Origin of the sequence: Nocardioides sp. 31GB23, assembly GCF_040012395.1 — a bacterium.
In the GTDB taxonomy this organism is placed as follows: Bacteria; Actinomycetota; Actinomycetes; order Propionibacteriales; family Nocardioidaceae; genus Nocardioides; species Nocardioides salarius.
Genome location: NZ_JBDYKJ010000081.1, coordinates 1 through 20,844, shown reverse-complemented (window position 1 = coordinate 20,844; position 20,844 = coordinate 1). Strand labels below are relative to the sequence as shown.

Genomic DNA, 20,844 nt, shown 5'->3' with positions numbered 1-20,844 from the left:
AGACAGGGCGAAGAGGGGCCGCGGGGCGGGCTCCTCCAGCGGAGGCGGCGGCGGTCCGGGCACCGGCCGCTGGCTGCGGCCCTCCCGCTCCTCGTCGTCGAAGGACGGCAGCCCGGCCTGGGTCGGCAGGTCGCCCTCCGGCTCGACGACGGGGCCGGGCTCGGCACCGGCGTCGGTGTCCGTGTCGGCGTCGAGGTCGGCGTCGAGGTCGGTGTCGATCTCGGTCACCTGGGTCGGTGCGTCCGGCTCCGTCTCCGGTCCGGGAGCGGCGGGTGCCTGCAGCGGCACCGCGACCGTGGGCTCCTCGGGCGCCTTGGGCTCGTCCGGCACGGGGGTCGTCGGCTCGTCGCGGGGCAGGTCCTCGGCGCGCACCACGCGGGTGGGCTCCACCTCGGGCTCGTCGGCCGGGCGCAGCCCCAGCTCGGGCACGGCGCTGAAGCGCACCGGGCCGCTGCCGCGCGAGACCAGCCGCTCGACCAGCGACTCGGGGATGCCGGCCGGGTCGCCGACGAAGTCCTCCAGCGCCGCGGTCAGGCCGCGCGACGACTCGGGGGCCCGCAGGCCGCGACCGCGTCCGGAGAGGTCGAGGACCTCGTCGCAGAGCACGTCGAGCGGGCGGGGGATGCCGGCCCGCACCTGCCGGGGGCGCAGCACCCGGCCGTGCTCGCGGGGGGCGGAGGGCACCGCGGAGTCCGAGGCGCCGGCCCAGCGGCCGGTGAGGGCGGCGTAGAGCAGCCCGGCCAGGTCGTCGACGTCGTCCTCGACACGCGGGTCGGGGTTGCCGTGCAGGGCGGCGTCGACGCACCAGCCGATGACCCGGATCGAGCCGTGCAGGTCGACCAGGACGTTCTCGGGGTTGAGCCGCCCGTGGGCGACGCCGGCGCCGTGCGCGACGGTGGCGGCCGCGCCGACCTCGGCCACGATCCAGGCTGCGCGGCGCGGCGAGAGGACCCCGCCGGCGCCGAGCATGATGTCGAGCGACGTGCCGGTGCCCCACTCGTTGACGACATAGCAGAGGCCGTCGAGCTCCTCGGCGTCGAGCACCCGCAGGATGTGGGGGTCGAGCACGGTCGCCGAGCGGCGGGCGGCCCGCAGCAGCCCCTCGGAGCGCGGGTCATCGGCGGAGATCACGTGCAGCGCCACGTGCCGCTCGAGGATCCGGTCGTGGGCACGCCAGAAGCGCCCGTTCCCGCTCTCGCTGAGCAGGTCGACGAGGCGGTACCGGCCGGCGAGCAGGTCACCGGGCCGGATCGAGTGAGGCACTGCGCTCCTTCGCGGGGGCTCGGCAGGTGGACGGGCTTCCGGCCATCGTAGGGGGGTCAGTCGCGCTGCGGGGCGGGGACGCGGCGGGTGAGAGTGCGCAGCACGTCGGTGACCTCGCTCAGGCGCACCAGCCGGGCCAGCACCAGGAAGAGCGCCACGTCGACGGCACCCACGACCGCCACCCGCAGGCCGGCCATCGCCCGGCTCTCCTCGGGGCCGACCTGGTGCAGCGCCCAGGCGACCAGCCCGGCCACCGCGGTGCTCACGGCGACCACCAGCAGGGTGCGCACCGCGAAGCGCAGCAGGGCCCGGCCGCCGAGACCGCCGATCCGGCGCGAGAGCACGCTCCACGAGACGAACGAGCCGACGGCGTACGCCGCCGCGTAGGCCAGCACGAGCGAGGGCGCGGTCGCGGCGGGGCCGGTGTTGAGCACCAGGGCCAGCGCGACCCCGACGTTGGTCAGCCCCACGGCGCACTGCACGAGGAAGACGGTGCGGGTCTGCTCGAGGGAGTAGAAGCCGCGCAGCACCACGTAGTGGACGGTGAAGAAGACCAGGCCGGGCCCGAAGAGCGCGAGCGTCGGCACGTAGTTGCCGACGGTGTCGGCCGCAGCGCCGTACCCGAACAGGATGCGCGGCAGGTCGGGGGCCAGCAGCGGCAGCAGGGCCGCGAACGGCACGATCACCGCCAGCGCGGTGCGCAGCGTCGACGAGAGCGTCTCGCCCAGCGCCCGCAGGTCGTTGCCGGCGGCGCGGGCCGAGAGCCGCGGCAGGATCGCGGTGGCCAGCGAGACCGTGATGATCGAGTGCGGCACCATCACGATCAGGAACGCGGCCGAGTAGATCGTCGCGCCGGTGCCGTCGGGGTCGCCGCCGGCCGTGCCGGTCGAGGCCAGGTTGATCACGACCGTGTACGCCGCCTGGTTGACGACCACGAAGCCGACCGTCCAGCCGCCCAGGCGCAGGGTGTGGCCCAGGCCGGTGCCGCGGAAGTCGAAGCGCGGCACGAACCGGAAGCCGGCGCGGCGCAGGAACGGGAGCAGCACCAGCAGCTGGAGCACGATGCCCGCGGTGGAGCCCAGGCCCAGCAGCAGCTCCTCGGAGGCGCTGAACCCGGCGAACCGCTCGGACTCGCGGGCGGCGCCGAAGACCAGCAGGTAGACCACGAGGGTGGCCACGGCCACGACGTTGTTGGCGATCGGGGCCCACATCATCGGCCCGAACGTGCCGCGGGCGTTGAGGATCTGCCCGACCAGCACGAACATGCCGTAGAAGAAGACCTGCGGCAGGCAGTAGCGGGCGAAGTCGATCGTCGACTCGCGCACCTCCGGGGGCCAGTCGGTCGTGTAGAGGCCCACCACCAGGGGCGCGGCCACGACCAGCAGCACCGTCACGCCAGCCAGGAAGAGCCCGGCCAGCGTCACGATCCGGTTGGTGTAGGCCTCGCCGCGGTCGTCGTCGTGCTGCAGCGCCCGCACCAGCTGGGGCACCAGCACCGCGTTGAACACGCCGCCGGCCAGCAGGATGTAGAGCATGTTCGGGATCGTGTTGGCGATGTTGAACGCGTCGGCGTGCAGCAGGTTGCCCAGCGCCGCGGCCAGCAGCGAGGCCCGGATGAAGCCGCTGAGGCGCGAGAACGTGGTGCCCGCGGCCATCACTGCCGACGAGCCGAGGATGCTGGAGCGCTCGTCGTCGGTGCTGGTGCTCACGCCTGCTCCTGGGGCTGGTCGGGCTGGGCGGGCTGGGCGCGGGAGGAGGCGCGGGCCGCGCGCACGCGGCGTACGAGCCGGACCACGATGGCGCCCAGCAGCAGCGCCGCCCCGGCACCCATGATCAGCCAGATCACCCGGCTCACCTGGGCCGCACGGATCGGCACGACGTCGACGTCGCCGAGCGGCACGTCGTTGACGTCGGTGAGCACCAGGGTCACGTTGTGCACGCCCTGCTGCTCGGTGGTGGCGCCCAGCAGCACGGTGGTCGAGCTCTCGGGGCCGATCTCGATGCTCTCGGGGACCCGCAGCGTCATCGGCTGGTCGGAGCGGGCGTCGAGGCGCACCGTCACGGCCTGGTCGAGGTTGTTGGTGATCGTCGCCGGCAGCCGCCCGCTGGCGCTCGACAGGGTGACCCCGGGCGGTGCGCTGACCTCGATCGCGCCCAGCAGGTCGCGCACGTCGTCGGTCGCGGTGCGGGCCGAGCGCAGCGCCGCTGCCCGCGCCGGCCGGGTCAGGAACGAGGCGGTGGGGTAGGCGGTCGCCGAGACCACCGAGCCGACCCGGTCGTTGAAGGTGAGCAGGTCCTGCAGGTGCTGGCCGGCCTCGACGAGCTCGGTGACGGCGGCGAGGTCGGTGGGCCCGAGCTCGGCCTCGAGCTGGCTGTCGGGGTAGCGCAGCTCGTCGGGGTCCACGGGCAGGGGCCGGCGCCCGGCCGTCGCCTCGGCGACCGTGTCGAGGTCGACCCACGAGGTGCCGAGCCCCTCGAAGAAGGCGGTGCCGTCGCCGTCGGGCACCCAGCCCAGCGGCAGGGTCAGCACCAGCGGGGAGCGCCGACCGGTGTCGAGCAGCCGCACGGCGGCCTCGCTCAGCACCCGCTGGCGCAGCGCGAGCGTCGAGAGCCGATCACCCGGGCCCGGCCCGCCGTCGGCGGCACCCGAGGACGACAGCACCACCGTGCTGTCGTCGACGGAGACCACGGTGGGCAGCGGGTCGACGGCCCGCTGGCCGTCGAGCATCCGGTCGGTGAGCAGGATCGTCTCGTCCTCGCGGGCCTCGGCCAGCGTCTCCAGGGGCAGGAAGCCGAGCGGGGAGGCGAGCGCCGGGCTCGTGCTGAGCTCGACGCCCTCGAGCTCGGAGCCGGAGCGCCGGCGGGCCGAGCGGTAGAGCTCGGGGGACAGGCGCGCGGCGGCGGCGACGTCGAGGTCGCCGTACGGCAGCGCCAGCACCTGCGAGCCCGGCTGCACCGCCGCGCCGAGCGCGTCGAGCCAGTCGTCGGCGTCGCGGGCCAGCTGCTCGGCCTGGGGGTCGAGCTCGGAGAGCGCCTCCTCGTCGAGGCGCGGGGGCACGGTGCTGCGCTCGGTCGGCCCGGGCGCGGTCGGGTCGGCGTCCTCGGGGGCCGGATCCGTCTCCGGTGCGAGCGGGGAGTCGTCGGCGCCCGGCGTGCCGGTCGGGTCCGTCTGGTCGCCGTCGGGGGCGTCGGGGTCGGCCGGGTCGATCGTCGGCTCGATGGAACGGGGCGGGTTGCCGGCGGCCAACCGGCTCGCGGCGTCGACCACCGCGGGGTCGACCAGCCAGGTCAGGGAGGCGTCGTCGGCGCCGGCACCGAGGTCGACGAGCTCGGTGAGCGCCCCGCCGGGGGCCAGGGCCCGCTCCCACGACTCGAGGCCGGCGACCCGGCCCTGCGCGTCGTGCAGCACCCGCTTGCGCAGCGGGACCACCACCGAGACCGGCAGGCTGCGGTCCTCGCCGCCGACCCAGGGCAGGAACGTGCGGGCCCGGCCGTCGGCGTTGAGGTCGCGTCCCGCGGCGTCCTGGCCCAGCGCGTGCACCCCGAACCAGTAGACGCCGCGCTCGTCGACGTCGAGGCGCGACCGGGCCACGGTGAAGGAGTAGTCGGCCGACTCGCCGGGCTCGAGGGTCTCGATCGTCGCGTACGGGCCGGGGTCGGTGACCCGGGCGCCGACGAAGTCGCGCACCGGGGTCCTGCGCGCCTCGCTGAGGTCGGCTGGCGTCGTCAGCGCGGTGTCGCCGAGGAAGGGATAGAGGTTGACGGTGGTCCAGGTCTCGTCGTCGACGTTGGTGACGGTGCCGCTGACCTCGATGGGGCCCGAGCGGGGCAGCTCGCCGGGGGTCAGCGACTCGATCGTGACGCTGAGCGGCTCCGGGTCGCCCTCGTCGGCGGCGGCGGCGTACGACGCCTGGGCCGGCGCGACGAGTCCGCCGGCCGTGCTCATCGCCACCACGACGCCCGCGACGCCGCCGGCCACCAGCCGTCCGGCACCCCCGCGTCGACCGTGCCGGGCCCCGGGGGCAGGGCGCAGTGAGCGGGGGAGGACCACGCCCCGACTGTAGTGGGGGCCGGCACCTAGACTGTCGGCCCGTGCCCCACGACGAGCCCGCCCCCCTCAGCATGGTCGAGGTGCAGCGATCGGTCGCCGCCGAGCTCGACCGCATCGCTCCCGTCATCGACGAGCTCGGCCGTCGCTTCACCGAGGCCGGCCACGAGATCGCGCTGGTCGGTGGTCCGGTGCGCGACGCGATGCTGGGCCGCCACCACAACGACCTCGACCTGACGACCTCGGCGCGCCCGGAGCAGACCGAGCGGCTGCTCAAGGGCTGGGCCGACGCGATGTGGGACATGGGCCGCGACTTCGGCACCATCGGCTGCCGCAAGGGCGAGTGGCAGGTCGAGATCACGACCTACCGCTCGGAGTCCTACGACCCGTCGTCGCGCAACCCCGACGTGGCCTTCGGCGACACCCTGGCCGGCGACCTGGGGCGCCGCGACTTCACCGTCAACGCGATGGCGGTGCGGCTGCCCGGCCGCGAGGTCGAGGACCCGCACGGGGGCGTGCTCGACCTGGCCCACCGGGTGCTGCGCACCCCGGGCACGCCCGAGGACTCCTTCTCCGACGACCCGCTGCGGATGATGCGCGCGGCGCGCTTCGCCGCCCAGCTCGGCTTCGAGGTCGACGAGTCGGTGGTGGCGGCGATGAGCGCGATGGCCGGGCGCATCGACATCATCTCCGCCGAGCGGGTGCGCGACGAGCTGGTCAAGCTGGTGATGGGGCCCTACCCGCGGCGCGGGCTCACGCTGCTGGTCGACACCGGGCTGGCCGAGCTGGTGCTGCCCGAGCTGCCGGCCCTGGCTCTCGAGCGCGACGAGCACCACCGGCACAAGGACGTCTACGAGCACACCCTGACGGTGCTGGAGCAGGCCATCGACCAGGAGGAGGAGCGCCTCGGCGGGCCCGACCTGGTCTCGCGGCTGGCGGCGCTGATGCACGACGTCGGCAAGCCGCGCACCCGACGCTTCCTCGACGACGGCACCGTCACCTTCCACCACCACGACGTGGTCGGCGCCAAGCTGACCCGCAAGCGGATGAAGGCGCTGCGCTTCTCCAACGACGACATCGACGCGGTCAGCACCCTGGTCGAGCTGCACCTGCGCTTCCACGGCTACGGCAGCGGGGAGTGGACCGATTCGGCGGTGCGCCGCTACGTCCGCGACGCCGGCGACCAGCTGACCCGGCTGCACGTGCTGACCCGCGCCGACTCCACCACCCGCAACCGGCGCAAGGCCGAGCGCCTGGCGCGCACCTACGACGACCTCGAGGCGCGCATCGAGCGGCTGGCCGAGGCCGAGGAGCTGGGCGCGATGCGCCCCGACCTCGACGGCAACCAGATCATGGAGATCCTCGGTGTCGGCCCCGGTCGCGAGGTCGGCGAGGCCTACCGGCACCTGCTCGAGCTGCGGATGGACGAGGGGCCGCTGGGCGAGGAGCGGGCCCGCGAGGAGCTGCTCGCCTGGTGGGCACAGCGCTAGCCGAGCACGGCATACCGACGGTACGGTCACGGCCATGACGACCGCACCCAGTCCCCAGTCCGGCCCCGAGTCCAGCACCGACCTGCACGCCGAGATCGAGGTCGACGCGACTCCGGCCCAGACCTGGGCGCTGGTCAGCGACGTGCGCCGGATGCCGGAGTGGAGCCCGCAGGTGCGGCGCACCTTCGTGCCCGGCGGCGCGGTGCGGCTGGGGAGCCGGATGATCAACCTCAACCACCGGGGCTGGATGCACTGGCCCACCCAGGCCAAGGTGGTGCGCTTCGAGCCGCACCGCGAGGTGGCCTTCCGCGTCGTCGAGAACCGCACCGTGTGGTCCTTCACCCTCGAGCCGCTCGACGGCGGCACCCGCACCCGCATCGTGCACAAGCGTGAGTCCCCCGAGGGCGTCTCGCCCCTCTCGCTCGGGCTGACCAAGGTCGCCTTCGGCGGCGTCCCCGCCTTCACCGACGAGCTGCGCGCGGGGATGCAGCGCACCCTCGAGCGGATGCGCGACACTCTCGCCTCCTGACCCGTCCCACCGTTGGTCGAGCAGCGAGGGCCACTCGTCGTTGGTCGAGCAGCGAGGGCCGGAGGCTCGAGCGACGCCGAGACCCCGTGACCCCATGGTGCACGGTGAGCTCGTTGGTCACCGGGTCTCGGCGACGTTCCTCGCTGGCGCTCGTCACTGCTCGACCAACGACAGCGCCGCACCGTTGGTCGAGCAGCGAGGGCCGGAGGCTCGAGCGACGCCGAGACCCGGTGACGCCATGGCGCACGGCGGGCACGTCGGTCACTGGGTCTCGGCGTCGTTCCTCGCTGGCGCTCGTCACTGCTCGACCAGCGGAGTCGGCGCGGACGCAGACCGGCGCCGGCCCCACGCGGGGACCGGCGCCGGCGCTGTGCTGCTGGCTGTGCTGCTGGCGCTACTTCCTGGTCACGAACCCGTCGACGTAGGCCAGCCGGGAGCGGACCTTCAGCACGAGCGTGTGCGACCCATTGCCGAGACCGGTGAACCGGCGCTCGAGGGCCACGCGCCGCGAGGGCTCGTCGCTCCTGAACGAGACCACCCCCACGCGCTCGCCGTCGACGAGCACCGTGGCCTTGCCGCCCCGGGCGTCGGTGCCGTAGACCACGGCGGCCTGCGGGCCGCTGAAGTCGAGGCGCAGCACGTCCTTGCCGCCGCCCTGGCCCTTGGCCGCGTTGTCGCAGTAGTTGCCTCCGGGCCCGCGCTGCGACCCGACCGTGCGCCACGAGCCGGAGCGCTCGACCTTGCCGGACTGGCAGGCCGAGAACCGGTGCACGCGGAACCGGATCGTGTCGGTGTCGCTGGCGCCGGCCTCGTCGGTGACCGTCAGGGTCACCTTCTGGATGCCCGCCTCGCGGAAGCGGTGCTTGGTGCGGCGCCCACGGGCGTCGACCTCGCTGCCGCCGTCGTGGAAGTCCCAGGTGTAGGTCAGGTCCTTGACGTCCGTCTCGGCGTCGCTGGAGCCCTTGCCCGACAGCCGCACCGAGCGCGCGTTGGTCGCGCGCGCCGGCTTGGCCCGCGCCTCGGCGGTGGGGGCGGTGTTCTCGCCGTCGCCCTCGGTGACGGTGATGGTCACCGACGCGGTGTCGACGGCGCCCTGCGGGTCGGTCACCGTGACCGTGGCGGTCTTGGTGCCCGCCGTCTCGTACGACGCGGTCACGACCTCGCCGGTCGCGTCCTTGGTGCTGCCTCCGTCGCCGAGGTCCCAGCTGTAGTCGAGGTCGGCGGCCGGCGTCTGGGCGTCGGTGCTGCCCGCGGCCGAGAGAGTGACCTCGTCGCCGGTCTCGACCGTGGCCGGGGTGGCCTTGGCCGCGGCCTGCGGCGCGGTGTTGTCGCCGGCCGGCTCCTCGTCGAGGTAGCCGTAGTCGAACTCGCCGCAGCCGGATCCGACGCTGAGGTCGACCGAGCCGGTCAGGTTGTTGGCCGGGGCCGCGTCGGCGCCGGTCATCTCCTTGACGGTGAAGCCGAGGCAGCCGAACGCGAACTCCCAGTCGCCCGACGTGGTGCTCGGGTCGGAGTAGTTGTCCACGTGCGGCTTCGCCGGGGCGTCGGAGAAGCTCGAGCGCCCCGCCGCTGCGGTGAACGCCGCGTCCGCCAGCTCGGGGGTGTCGCTGCCCGGGGTGGGCGTCGCGTCGAGCGGCGACTGGGCCGGCGGGTTGTCGGTGCCGGTGTTGCCGTAGCCGTGCGCCTCGTCGGTGTAGACCAGCGAGAGGCCGGCCTCGAAGGCGGCGCCGCCGCGGTCGGCCTGGCCCTTGCCGTCGAAGTCGAAGCCCGACCGGTCACGCATCTCGAGGTAGTAGGCGTGGTCCTGCTGCGAGGCCGCGCCGGCCTGCAGGAACTTCCAGCCCTGGGTGCAGCTCTGGGCCACCGCCAGGTCCTTGCGGCAGCCGCCGTTGAAGATGCGGCCGTCGTCGGGACCGCCGCTGGTCTCGAGGTCGGCGACCAGCACGTCGTACGGCGCCTTGCCGGGCTCGGTGACGGTGACCTTGAGGTCGTCGACGAACCAGCCGGGCCGGGCCAGGCCCGGGTCGGTGGCGTAGCTGAAGCGCAGCGCGCCGTCCTGCTGCCCGGCGAGCTCGCTGATGTCGTAGCGGTCGGCGAGGAAGACCGCCTCGGGGGTCTCGCCCAGCTTGCGGTCGATGGCCTCCGAGCCGGCCTGGTAGCTGCCGGAGGTGCCGGTCAGGCCGTTGTCGAAGGTGGCCTGGCACTGGTTCTGGTTGGGGTTGCCGGCCGTGGGGTCGGTGTTGGAGGTGGTGTAGCCCTCCTCCGACTCGTGGGAGGTGTAGGTCTTGCCGCCGTCGGTGGTGGTGAGCACGAAGCCGTAGTCGTAGTCCCACTCGATGTCCCACCACGACTTCATCGACAGCTCGACGGTGCTGCCCGCGGGCACGCTGGCCAGCTGGGGGATCGCCACGTCGAGGTTGCGACCGCTCTGCGGAGCGCAGCCGAAGTCGTTGCCCGAGCCCGACCACCACGCGTGGGTCTTGCTCGCCTTGTCACCGGAGTCGAAGACGGCCGGGTCGAGCAGCTGGCGACCGGGCAGCTTGGCGACGTACATCTGCGAGTTCTGCACGCGGCCGTCGGTGCCCTCCCGCAGCGTGTACGGCGTGCCGTCGGGGGTCTGCCACGTGATGGCGTCGATGTCGGTCTTGGAGTCCTTCCAGCCCGTGACCGACGTCGAGGCGTCGAGGACCTGCGGGACGACCCAGCCCATCTCCTGGCGCGAGAACGCGTCCATGTTCTGCGACTGGTCGGTGGCCATCAGGTTCCAGTCGCCGTAGGTCTCGCGGCTGCCGGTGGAGTAGAAGTCCGGCAGGCCCAGCGAGTGGCCGTACTCGTGGCTGATCACGCTCGCGGCGTCGATGGCGGTCTCGGGGTTGACGTTGTAGGGCCCGACCCGGACGAAGACCTTGAGGTCGGCGCCCTTGTCGGTCGTGGTCATCGTGGTCCGCGCGGTGTCGGTGTACCAGAGCGGGCGGCCCTCGAGGTCCTTGAGCTGGTCGTCGGTGGTGAAGCCGGCCAGCCCGGTCGTCGGGTCGGTGTAGTAGAACTCCAGCGACGAGGAGTGCGGCCACACGTTGTCGTACGGCGCGCCGGCGTACTCGCAGCCGGCCACGCTGAGCTGGCTGGCGCCGTTGCCGCCACAGCCGGCGAAGACGGCCATGAAGAAGTCGACGACACCGTCCTTGTCGGTGTCGAAGTCGGAGTAGTCGACCTCGGGGTCGGCGATCGCCGCGGCGTCGTAGACCATCTTGCCGGGCGTGCCGCAGCCGCTGTCGATGGCCTGGAGGGCTCCGACGCCGGCGAGCGCGCCGATCAGCGCGGAGCCGTTGGCGTCGGCGCCGTAGTAGGCGGTGTTGCCGGGCAGGTTGTAGACGCCGTCGCTGATCCGCTCGGGGTAGAGCGGGGTGCCGGCCGGGTCGAGGGGGGAGTCGGCGTAGGTCAGGCCGCCGGTGCAGGTCTGGCCCGGCTCGACCCCGGTGAACTCGAAGCCCGGCGCGTAGGTGAAGTCGGTGCCGTCGAGGCCGGCCGAGGGCACGGTGCCCTCGGGGAACAGCTGGCCCAGGCTCATCTCCTGGAACAGGTTGAAGGTCGAGCCCTCGAAGGCCGGGTCGTTGATGACCTTCTCGAGCTGGTCGCCGGTGTGGGTGGCCTGGTAGGCGCGGTCGGTGTACTGCACCGGGACGATCGGGAAGGGGCGGTCGCCGTAGCGCGCGGTGTCGTAGATCTCGTCGGGCGGGATCACCTTCGGGCCGTGGCTGGTCACGCTGGTGCTCTGCGCCGCACGGGTGATCCGGGCGGTGGTCGACAGGTCGCGCCACACGATGGTGGGCTCCTGGGCCAGCGAGTCGGCCCGGTGCTCCAGCACCAGGGTGACCCGGGCCGGCGACTCGGCGCTGCCGGCGGGCACCAGCGGCACGGTCCACACGAGGGTCTCGGTGCCGCCGGCGGGCACCGGGCTGGCGGAGGTCCCGCCCGGCGCGCGGGCGCCGGTGATGGTGCTGCCGCGCGGGGCGGTGACGGTGATGCTCACACCGGTGACCGGGGTGGTGCCGGAGTTGGTGAGCAGGATCCGCGAGGGGTAGGTCTCACCGGGCTTCACCCAGCCCACCGAGGAGACGAAGCTGTTCTCGACGGCGAGGTCGCCCAGGGTGGCCTCGCTGGGCGGGGCGGCCACGTCGCCGGGGGCCGCGGTGGCGGCGAGGGCGCTGGCGGGTGTGCTGGCAGGGGCGGCGCCGGCGGTGGCTCCGAGGCCGAGGGCCCCGATCGCCGAGAGTGCGGTGGTGCCGGCGGCGAGCAGGGCGGTGGCCCGGAGCCGCCGGCGGTGGCGGGGTGTGGGGTGCATGGTGGTCCTCGAGACGGGGCGCCCCCTGGTAGGGGCGCGTCCCCCGGGCAACGACCCCCGTACACCCGGGGTTACGTCCGACGACGAACGGCGCGGACCCGGGTGGGTCCGCGCCGTTCGTCGTGCTGCTGGTGCTCCTGGGAGCTGCTGGCTACTCGTCGCCGGCGATGAACGCCTCGACGCGACGGCGGCCCTCGTCGTCGGGCAGCTGCACCGGCGGGGACTTCATCAGGTACGACGACGCCGAGATGATCGGTCCGCCGATGCCGCGGTCCTTGGCGATCTTGGCGGCGCGCAGGGCGTCGATGATGATGCCGGCCGAGTTGGGGGAGTCCCAGACCTCGAGCTTGTACTCGAGGTTCAGCGGCACGTCGCCGAAGGCACGGCCCTCGAGGCGCACGTAGGCCCACTTGCGGTCGTCGAGCCACTCGACGTGGTCGGAGGGACCGATGTGCACGTTGCGGTCGGAGATCTTGCCCTTGAGCTCACCGGTCAGGTTCGAGGTGACGGCCTGGGTCTTGGAGACCTTCTTGGACTCCAGGCGCTCGCGCTCGAGCATGTTCTTGAAGTCCATGTTGCCGCCGACGTTGAGCTGGTAGGTGCGGTCCAGCGTCACGCCGCGGTCCTCGAACAGGCGGGCCATCACGCGGTGGGTGATGGTGGCGCCGACCTGGCTCTTGATGTCGTCGCCGACGATCGGGACGCCGGCGTCCTCGAACTTCTTGGCCCACTCGGGGTCGGAGGCGATGAAGACGGGCAGGGCGTTGACGAAGGCCACGCCGGCGTCGATGGCGCACTGGGCGTAGAACTTGTCCGCCTCCTCCGAGCCCACGGGCAGGTAGGAGACCATCACGTCGACCTCGGCCTCACGCAGCGTGGCCACGACGTCGACCGGCTCGGCGCCGGACTCCTCGATGGTCTCGCGGTAGTACTTGCCCAGGCCGTCGAGGGTCGGGCCGCGCTGGACCTCGACACCCAGGGTGGGCACGTCGGCGATCTTGATGGTGTTGTTCTGGGAGGCGTGGATGGCCTCGGAGAGGTCCTTGCCGACCTTCATGTCGTCGACGTCGAAGGCGGCGACGAACTCGACGTCCTTGACGTGGTACTCGCCGAACATGACGTGCATCAGACCGGGGACGCTGCCCTCGGGGTCGGCGTCCTTGTAGTACTCGACACCCTGGACGAGGGAGGTGGCGCAGTTGCCGACTCCCACGATTGCTACTCGAACCGAACCCATCGGGTCGTTCCTTCCTTGTCTCACGACTCCCCGGCCGCGGGGCCGGGTCGTCGAGCTGTGGTCGCCGGCACCTCGGCTGAGGTGTCCGGTGGGACGTGCTGGTCGTCGTTCTCGTCGGTGTGCGCGTCCCGAGGGGACTGCGGGGACTGCTGGGCCTGGGCGGACTGCGGTCGGGCCGCGTCGCGCCCCGGGTGGTTGCCGTCGCGCTCGGCGTTGATGAGGTCGGAGAGCCACCGCACCTCGCGCTCGACCGACTCGACGCCGTGGCGCTGCAGCTCCGCGGCGTAGCGGTCGACCTCCTTCTGGGTCATCGACAGCTGTCCCTGGACCCGCTCCAGGCGCTCCTGGAGGCGGGTGCGGCGGCCTTCGAGGACCCGCAGCCGGATCTCCATGTCGGTGGAGGAGAAGAAGGCGAAGCGGATGTCGAAGTTGTCGTCCTCCCACGCGGTGGGACCGACCTCCGACATCAACCGCTCGAACTCGTGGGTGCCGGCCTCGGTGACCTCGTAGGTGATCCGGGGCCGACGGCTCACGGGCGTGCGGGTGGGGGCGGACTCGTCGATCAGCCCGGCGCGCAGCATCTTCTTCAGCGTCGGGTAGAGCGAGCCGTACGAGAGCACCCGGCCCCAGCCGAGCATCAGGTTCAGCCGCTTGCGCAGCTCGTAGCCGTGCATGGGTCCCTCGTGCAGCAGTCCGAGGACTGCCAGCTCGATGGTCTCTCCACGACGTGCCATGCGACCTATCGTAGCGATATATCCCTGCGATGAGAAAAGTGCGTGGTCAACCGCGTCGCGCCGTGATCGGCGCGTCCTGGCCGCGGGTGCGTACCCTGATGGACGGTCCGGACCACCGGGCGCCCCCCGCGCGCCCCCTTCCCCTGGAGCAGCACCGACGTGACAGCCAAGCGCAGGGCCGCGGGCCCGGCCGTGAAGAAGACGCCCAAGAAGAAGACGCCGCGCACCTGGAAGCAGCGCTCCCTCAGCGTCCTCAAGTGGGGCTCGATCGCCGGTGTCGTCGGGGTCCTGCTCGCGGCCGGCGGGTTCTTCTACCTCTACCAGAGCACCGACATCCCCGACCCCAACGCGGAGTTCGAGACCGAGACGACCTTCGTCTACTACGCCGACGGCAAGACCGAGGCGGGCCGCTTCGCGACCCAGGACCGCACCTCGATCTCCTACGACGAGATGCCCGACTCCATCAAGGACGCGGTGGTCGCCGCCGAGAACCAGTCGTTCTGGAGCGACTCGGGCCTGGACCCGAAGGGCATCGCGCGGGCCTTCTTCAACAACGCCGCGGGCGACGACACCCAGGGCGCGTCCACGATCACCCAGCAGTACGTCAAGGTGCTCTACCTGACCCAGGAGCGCTCCTACGAGCGCAAGGTCAAGGAGGCCATCCTGGCCTTGAAGCTGCACCGCCAGCAGTCCAAGACCGAGATCCTGCAGGGCTACCTCAACACCATCTACTTCGGTCGCGGCGCGTACGGCGTGCAGGCGGCCGCCCAGGCGTACTTCGACAAGGACGCCGCCGACATGAACCTGCGCCAGTCGGCGGTGCTGGCCTCGGTGCTCAACAACCCCTCGCGCTTCGACCCGGCCGGCGGCAAGGACTCCAAGCAGGCCCTCAAGGGGCGCTACGCCTACGTGCTGAGCCAGATGGAGAAGCTCGAGACCATCACTCCCGAGGCCGCGGAGAAGGCCGTGAAGCGGCTGCCGAAGTTCCCGAAGATCCAGGCCCAGAGCACCTACGGCGGCCAGAAGGGCCACGTGCTCGAGATGGTGCGCGACGAGCTCAACCGCCTCGGCTTCAGCGACGACGAGATCGACGGAGGCGGCCTGCGGGTCACCACGACCTTCACCGAGGACGCGATGACCGCGGCCGAGGAGGGCGTGCTCGAGGCGCGCCCCGAGGGCTTCGGCGACAAGCAGCTGCACGTCGGTGTGGCCAGCGTCGAGCCCGGCAGCGGTGCCGTGCGCGGCTTCTACGGCGGCCAGGACTACGTGCAGTCGCAGTACAACTGGGCCGTCACGGGCGGCCAGGCCGGCTCGACGCTGAAGGCCTTCGCCCTCGCGGCGGCCATCAAGGAGGGCTTCTCGCTGCGCGACACCTTCGACGGCAACTCGCCCTACGAGCTGCCCGACGGCACCGAGATCGAGAACCAGGGCGACTCGAGCTACGGCTCGGCGATCGACATGGTCTACGCGACCCAGAAGTCCGCGAACTCCGCCTTCATCGACATGACCCTGGCGATGGACAAGGGCCCCCAGAAGATCCTCGACATGGCCAACGCGATGGGCATCCCGCCGGGCGAGGCGGGCAAGAACGCCGCCGGCATCCCGCCGACCTCGCCGGGCCTCGAGCCGATCACCGGCATCGCCCTGGGCAACGCGACCGTGAGCCCGATCAACATGGCCAACGCCTACGCGACGATCGCCAACGAGGGCGTCTACTCCGAGCCGTACGTCGTCGAGGAGGTCGTGGGCGCCGACGGCGAGGTCGAGTACACCCACGAGGAGAGCACCGAGCGTGCCGTGGGCGCCGACATCGCCGCCGACGTCTCCTACGCGCTGCAGCAGAACGTCACCGGCGGCTCCGGCACCGCCGCGCTCGCCCTGGGCCGCCCCGCGGCCGGCAAGACCGGCACGGCCACCAACGGCAGGGGCGAGGTCTCCTCGGCCTGGTTCGCCGGCTACACCCCGCAGATGTCGACCGCGGTGATGTACGTGCGCGGCAAGGGCAACGAGCAGCTGCAGGGCTGGCTGCCGGAGTACTTCGGTGGCGCCTACCCGGCCGACACCTGGCTCGCGGTGATGAGCGACCTGATGGAGGGTCTGGAGGTCGAGGAGTTCCCCGAGCCGGTCTTCGTCGACGGCGAGGCGCCCCCGGGCTACGAGCCGACGACCGCCCCGCCGACGCCGTCGAGCCCGCAGCCCACGCAGCAGTCGCCCACCAAGCAGCCGTCGCCGACCCAGGAGCCGAGCCCCACCGAGGAGCCGACCACCGAGGCGCCTACCCCGACGCCGAGCCCGTCGGAGACCTGCGACGGCCTCCTGTGCGGTCCCAGCGGCAGCTCCTCGCCGTCGAGCAGCCCGACGTCCTCGCCGTCGTCGTCCGGCGGCGCGGCCGGGGGCGGCGGCGGGACCAGCGGCCCGAGCCCGAGCCCGAGCGGACGCCCCGACGACGCGGCGACGGCCGGTCGGCGCCGTACGCAGTGACCGACGGCGCGCCCACCCGCGAGGACCCGCTCGCCGCGACCCTCAGCGAGGGTCTCGGCGGGCCCCTGGGTGAGCGCGCCGGCCGGCACCCCTGGTGGACGCCGGTGCGGGTGCTGCTGGCCCTGGCCGCGGTCGTGGTCGCGCTGGGGATGCTCCAGAAGGCGCCCTGCTACTCCGAGACCTGGAGCGACAGCGACGCCCGCTTCAGCCAGATGTGCTACTCCGACCTGCCCTACCTCTACACCGGACGCGCGCTGGTCGAGCGGGCCTGGCCCTACTCGGGCGACGAGACGCTGCGCGAGCGCTACCCCGAGGTGATGGAGTACCCGGTCGGGATCTCCTACTGGGCCTGGGGCACCGCGCTGGTGGCGCAGGGGCTGACCGAGGGGCTCACCGGCCTGCCCGACCTCGACGCGCGCCGCGCCGCCGACCCGGGCTCGCTCTTCGGCGACGTCGAGATCCAGCGCGAGATCCGCGCCTTCGTCATCGTCAACGCGCTCGGCTTCGCGGTGCTCACCCTCCTCGCCGTGTGGCTGCTGGCCCGCACCCACCCGCGGCGACCGTGGGACGCGCTGTGGTTCGCCGTCTCCCCGGCGCTGCTGCTGACCGGCCTGGTCAACTGGGACCTGCTCGCGGTGGTGCTGGTCGCGGGCGCGACGTGGGCGTGGGCGACCGGGCGACCGCTGCTGACCGGGGTGCTGGTCGGCCTCGGCACCGCCACCAAGCTCTACCCGCTCTTCCTGCTGGGCGCGCTGCTGGTGATCTGCCTGCGCGAGCGCCGGTGGCGCGCGCTGGGGCTGGCCTGGCTGGGCGCGGGCGTCGCGTGGGTGCTGGCCAACCTGCCGGCCGTGCTGACCGGCCTCGAGCAGTGGCGGGTCTTCTGGTCCTTCAACTCCGAGCGCGGCGCCGACCTCGGCTCGTTGTGGCTGGTCGCCGCGCAGGCCGCCGACCTCGACATCACGCCCTCCACGATCAACACCACCTCGCTGGTGTTCTTCGCCGCCTGGTGCGCCGGGGTCTTCGTGCTCGGCATGCTGGCCCCCGAGACCCCGCGCCTGGCGCAGCTCGGCTTCCTGCTGGTCGCCGGCTTCCTGCTGGTCAACAAGGTCTACTCGCCGCAGTACGTGCTGTGGCTGCTCCCGCTCGCGGTGCTCGCCCGGCCCCGGCTGCGCGACCAGCTCGTGTGGCAGGCCGGCGAGGTCCTCTACTTCGCGTCAGTCTGGTGGTACCTCGGCGGCCTCCTCGACGCCGGCGGGGGCGGTGACGCCGGCTTCTACTGGGTCGCCATCGTGCTCCGGGTCGCCGCCGAGCTCTACCTCGTGGCCCTGGTCGCCCGCGACGTCTGGCGGCCCCGCCACGACCCGGTGCGGCGGCGTACGGACCGGCTGCAGGAGTCCCCGGCCAGCCGGTGACTCCAGCGCTTGTCGGGTGTTGCAACCCCTGACAAGTGCAGGAGTCCCCGGTCAGCCGGGGACTCATGCAGGGGTCCGGCGCACCCTCAGGTGACGACGATGCGGTCGAACGTGGTGGCGGTGTAGCGCACCCGGACGTCGACGGTGTCGCCGACGGCCGGCACCCGGGCGCCGGCCGGCAGGAAGAGCATGGAGGCCTGCATGTGGGGCGGCTCGGCGAAGAGGCGCTGCTTGGCGTCGATGGAGAACGGGGAGCGCACGAAGCCGACCGCGTCGAGGCCGCCGCGGGCCAGGGTCGCGGCGCGCCCGCGCAGGCCCAGGTCGCCGGTGGGCGCCTCGAGACCGATGCCGTGGGCGGTGCCGCCGGTGACGACCAGCAGGTGGCCCGACTTGGGGGCGGTGCGGCCGCGGTAGCCGAAGACGTCGCCGCGCTCGAGGGGGTGCACGTCGAGGACGGTCGAGGTCACCGACAGCGCGCCGCGCTCGCCGAGCCACAGCCCGGTGCCCATCCGGGAGCGGAAGCGGTACTCGGGCCAGCGGGCGGCCAGGCCGGCCAGCTCGGTGTCGCTGAGGTGCGAGACCCACACCGTGCGGGCGCCGGGGCCCTCGGGCAGCTCGGCGCCGACCACGTCGGTGAGCAGGCGCGAGGCCTCGGAGGTGTGCGAGCCGTGGGCGAGGGGGAAGTGCATGGCCACGCCCTCGAGCCGGGCGCCGGGGTGGGCGCGCAGCACCTCGCCGACCGACCACAGGCCGCGCGCGCTGAAGCCGTGGCGCTGCATGCTGGTCATCCGCTCCAGCACGAACCGGGCACGGGGGCGGCGCTCGAGCAGGTCGCGCAGGTCGTCGAGGCGGCCCACCGTGTGCACCAGCCGGTCGGCCAGCGCGTCGTCGGCGGTGGCCTCGCGCGCGGTGCCGAACGGGCGCCACGGGGTGAGCACGACGATGCTGCCGCCGAAGCGCTGGGCGACCTCACCGATCTCGTCGTACATGCCCACGGCCAGGGTGTCGCAGGTGCCGGCCCCGGCGTCGTGGCCCAGGTCCTGCTCGGCCAGCCACTGGGTACGCCGCGCGAGGCGGCCCAGCCCGAAGCCGTAGCCGTTGCCCTTGACGACGGGCACCAGGCCGGGGTGGGCCGCGGCGGTGCGGCGCAGGTGCTCGCGCCAGCGCGGGCCGTCGACGGTCAGGACCAGGCTCATCGCGGGCTCACCTGCGCGCCATGTAGAGGCTGAAGGCGCGGTAGAGCACCTTGTTGAGGGGCAGGTCCCACTCGCCGGCCAGCTCGACTGCCTGGCCGCCGGTGCCGACCTTGAACTGGATCAGCCCGACGTGGCTGTCGTCGCCGTCGAGGGTGTCGGTGATGCCGCGCAGGTCGTAGACGTGGGCGCCGCTGGCGAGCGCGTCGCGCATCATCGCCCACTGCGCCGCGTTGGAGCCGCGCACGTCGCGCTTCTCGGTGGAGGAGGCCCCGTAGGAGTACCAGGCGTGGGTGCCGACGCGGATCGCGATGGTGGCCGCGACCAGGTCGCCCTCGTGGCGGGCCAGGTGCAGGCGCATCCGGTCGGGCTGGCCGAGCTCCTCGCCCTCGCCGGCCAGCGCCTCGACCATGGTGCGGAAGTAGGAGAGCGGGCGCGGGGTGAAGTGGTCGCGCTCCGCGGTGTGCACGTAGAGCTCGTGGAAGGCCGGCAGCGCCTCCAACGCCTCGGCCACGCCCGAGGTCGACTGCACCTCGACGCCGGCCTTGGCGGCCTTCTTGATGTTGCGGCGCCACTGCTGGTTCATCGCCTTGAGCACGGCGTCCTCGTCGAGGGCGGCGCCGTCGGCGTCGACGAGCGGCACCTGGAAGACGAACTGCGGCTGCCCGGCGGCGAAGCCGCCCTCCACGCCCTGGTGGCGCCAGCCCAGCGACGCGAGCTGGGAGAGCACCCGCGCGCCGACGTGGTCGCGCTCGAGGGGAGCCAGGTCGCCGAGGCGGCGTACGGCGTCGTCGGCGATGCCGTCCTTGACCTGCTGGGCGCTCCAGCGGGCGGTGACCACCGGCGGGCCCATCCGCACCCCGAAGGCGCCGCGCCCACGGCAGTGGGCGGCCAGCGGCCGCAGCCAGCGGGCCAGGTCGTCGTCGGCCCAGTCGATGACCGGGCCCTCGGGCACGTAGGCGAGGTAGCGCTTGAGGCGGGGCAGCTGGCGGTAGAGCACCAGCGCCGCGCCGACGAGCTCGTCGCCGTCGAAGAAGCCCAGGGACTCGCGGCGCCACTCCGACTTCACCCGGCCCCAGGCGGGGGTCTGCAGGAAGCTGGCCGACTCGCGGGTCTCGAGGAACCCCAGGTGCTCGGCAGGCGTGATCTCCCGCACCCGGATCGGGGCGGAGGTCTCGGCTCGGGGCGCGCTGCGGGTCACGGCGGCGACGTTACAGCCGATCGCGGAGCCAGGCCGCGTCGGCGACGTGGGCCTCGGCGGGGCCCGGGGTCTCCATCACGACCGGCGCGCCGGCGTCGCGCACCACGGCGGCCAGCAGGTCGGGGTCGATGCGCCCGGCGCCGAAGTTGGCGTGCCGGTCGGCGCCCGAGCCGAACTCGTCGCGGCTGTCGTTGGCGTGCACCAGGTCGATGCGTCCGGTGATGGCCAGCACGTCGGCGACCACGGTCTCGAGGGCGTTGCCGCCGGCGTGGGCGTGGCAGGTGTCGAGGCAGAAGCCGACCATGTCGGCACCCTCGGTGCCCTCGATCGCGGCCCACACGCCGGAGATCCGCTCGAGGTAGCGGGTCATCGCGTTGTCCCCGCCGGCGGTGTTCTCGATCAGCAGCGGGATCTTGACGTCGGTCGCCTCGACGGCCTTGCGCCAGTTGTCGAAGCCGATCGACGGGTCGTCGGCCTTGTTGACGTGGCCCCCGTGCACGATCAGGCCCTTCGCGCCGATCTCGGCCGCGGCGTCCATGTGCTGCTGCAGGAGCTTGCGGCTGGGGATCCGGATGCGGTTGTTGGTGGTGGCGACGTTCACGATGTACGGCGCGTGCACGTAGAGCTCGACCCCCGCCTCCGCGGCCTCGTCGCGCAGGCCGGCCGCGCCGCCGGGGTGCTGGATCTCGGGGCCTCGGTAGCTCTGCGGGTCGCCGAGGAACATCTGGACCAGCGGCACCCCGCGCTCACGGGCCTCCCCGACCGGGTCGGCCTGGTCGACGTGGGCACCGATGGCGATCTGCTGGGACTGCGGCGACATGTCCCCAGCCTAGGAGCGGGCACCGACCACGCACCCCAGGGCCCGGCGCCGGCCTCCTCGCGGTGCTCGGCTGGGCGGGGGGGGCTGACGGGGG

13 protein-coding genes are annotated in these 20,844 nt (G+C 73.1%); 4 read left to right on the top strand and 9 right to left on the bottom strand.

Annotation, left to right across the window (positions count from 1 at the left end; translation table 11 throughout):
* The 3 genes from ABKW28_RS19840 to ABKW28_RS19830 form a co-directional block, all read right to left on the bottom strand.
* A partial coding sequence (locus ABKW28_RS19840; RefSeq protein ID WP_348612682.1) for a protein kinase family protein occupies positions 1 to 1,263 on the bottom strand: 1,263 nt, incomplete at its 3' end.
* A 56-nt stretch (positions 1,264 to 1,319) separates the two neighbouring features.
* Complete coding sequence (murJ, locus tag ABKW28_RS19835; RefSeq protein WP_348612680.1) at positions 1,320 to 2,972, bottom strand: murein biosynthesis integral membrane protein MurJ; 1,653 nt, start codon at positions 2,970 to 2,972, stop codon at positions 1,320 to 1,322.
* Positions 2,969 to 5,314 carry a DUF6049 family protein gene (locus ABKW28_RS19830; protein WP_348612678.1) on the bottom strand — a complete coding sequence of 782 codons (2,346 nt, stop codon included), beginning with the start codon at positions 5,312 to 5,314 and terminating at the stop codon, positions 2,969 to 2,971. Before ABKW28_RS19830 ends, murJ begins: the two co-directional genes overlap by 4 nt.
* A gap of 71 nt (positions 5,315 to 5,385) precedes the next feature.
* On the opposite strand from ABKW28_RS19830, the gene ABKW28_RS19825 reads away from it, so the two are divergent.
* Together ABKW28_RS19825 and ABKW28_RS19820 are read left to right on the top strand one after the other, a co-directional pair.
* Positions 5,386 to 6,801 (top strand): CCA tRNA nucleotidyltransferase, encoded by a 1,416-nt coding sequence (locus ABKW28_RS19825; RefSeq protein ID WP_193670601.1) that lies wholly within the window; start codon positions 5,386 to 5,388, stop codon positions 6,799 to 6,801.
* Positions 6,802 to 6,835: 34 nt separating this feature from the next.
* Positions 6,836 to 7,330, top strand: a complete 495-nt coding sequence (locus ABKW28_RS19820; RefSeq protein ID WP_348612676.1) for an SRPBCC family protein — start codon at positions 6,836 to 6,838, stop codon at positions 7,328 to 7,330.
* A 394-nt stretch (positions 7,331 to 7,724) separates the two neighbouring features.
* On the opposite strand, the gene ABKW28_RS19815 is transcribed toward ABKW28_RS19820, so the two are convergent.
* From ABKW28_RS19815 to ABKW28_RS19805, 3 genes are all read right to left on the bottom strand, one after another.
* Positions 7,725 to 11,672 carry a PKD domain-containing protein gene (locus ABKW28_RS19815; RefSeq protein WP_348612674.1) on the bottom strand — a complete coding sequence of 1,316 codons (3,948 nt, stop codon included), beginning with the start codon at positions 11,670 to 11,672 and terminating at the stop codon, positions 7,725 to 7,727.
* 151 nt (positions 11,673 to 11,823) lie between these two features.
* On the bottom strand, positions 11,824 to 12,909 hold the full coding sequence (locus ABKW28_RS19810; protein WP_193671094.1) for an inositol-3-phosphate synthase: 1,086 nt from the start codon (positions 12,907 to 12,909) through the stop codon (positions 11,824 to 11,826).
* Between the two features lie 20 nt (positions 12,910 to 12,929).
* Positions 12,930 to 13,643 carry a PadR family transcriptional regulator gene (locus ABKW28_RS19805; protein WP_193671095.1) on the bottom strand — a complete coding sequence of 238 codons (714 nt, stop codon included), beginning with the start codon at positions 13,641 to 13,643 and terminating at the stop codon, positions 12,930 to 12,932.
* Between the two features lie 159 nt (positions 13,644 to 13,802).
* Here ABKW28_RS19805 and ABKW28_RS19800 point away from each other — a divergent pair, with 159 nt between their 5' ends.
* On the top strand, positions 13,803 to 16,124 hold the full coding sequence (locus tag ABKW28_RS19800; protein WP_348612672.1) for a transglycosylase domain-containing protein: 2,322 nt from the start codon (positions 13,803 to 13,805) through the stop codon (positions 16,122 to 16,124).
* Positions 16,121 to 17,536: a glycosyltransferase 87 family protein gene (locus tag ABKW28_RS19795; protein ID WP_348612670.1), complete on the top strand. Its 1,416-nt coding sequence runs from the start codon at positions 16,121 to 16,123 to the stop codon at positions 17,534 to 17,536. The genes ABKW28_RS19800 and ABKW28_RS19795 overlap by 4 nt, the downstream gene beginning before the upstream one ends.
* An 86-nt stretch (positions 17,537 to 17,622) precedes the next feature.
* Here ABKW28_RS19795 and ABKW28_RS19790 read toward each other — a convergent pair whose 3' ends face one another.
* Genes ABKW28_RS19790 through ABKW28_RS19780 form a run of 3 tightly spaced genes read right to left on the bottom strand, consistent with a single transcriptional unit; the run spans position 17,623 to position 20,750 of the window.
* Positions 17,623 to 18,732, bottom strand: coding sequence for an alanine racemase (locus ABKW28_RS19790; protein ID WP_348612668.1), 1,110 nt, complete (start codon positions 18,730 to 18,732; stop codon positions 17,623 to 17,625).
* Positions 18,733 to 18,739: 7 nt separating this feature from the next.
* Positions 18,740 to 19,930, bottom strand: coding sequence for a peptidoglycan bridge formation glycyltransferase FemA/FemB family protein (locus ABKW28_RS19785; protein ID WP_348612666.1), 1,191 nt, complete (start codon positions 19,928 to 19,930; stop codon positions 18,740 to 18,742).
* 10 nt (positions 19,931 to 19,940) lie between these two features.
* Positions 19,941 to 20,750 carry a deoxyribonuclease IV gene (locus tag ABKW28_RS19780; protein ID WP_348612664.1) on the bottom strand — a complete coding sequence of 270 codons (810 nt, stop codon included), beginning with the start codon at positions 20,748 to 20,750 and terminating at the stop codon, positions 19,941 to 19,943.
* Between the last annotated feature and the right edge of the window lie 94 nt (positions 20,751 to 20,844).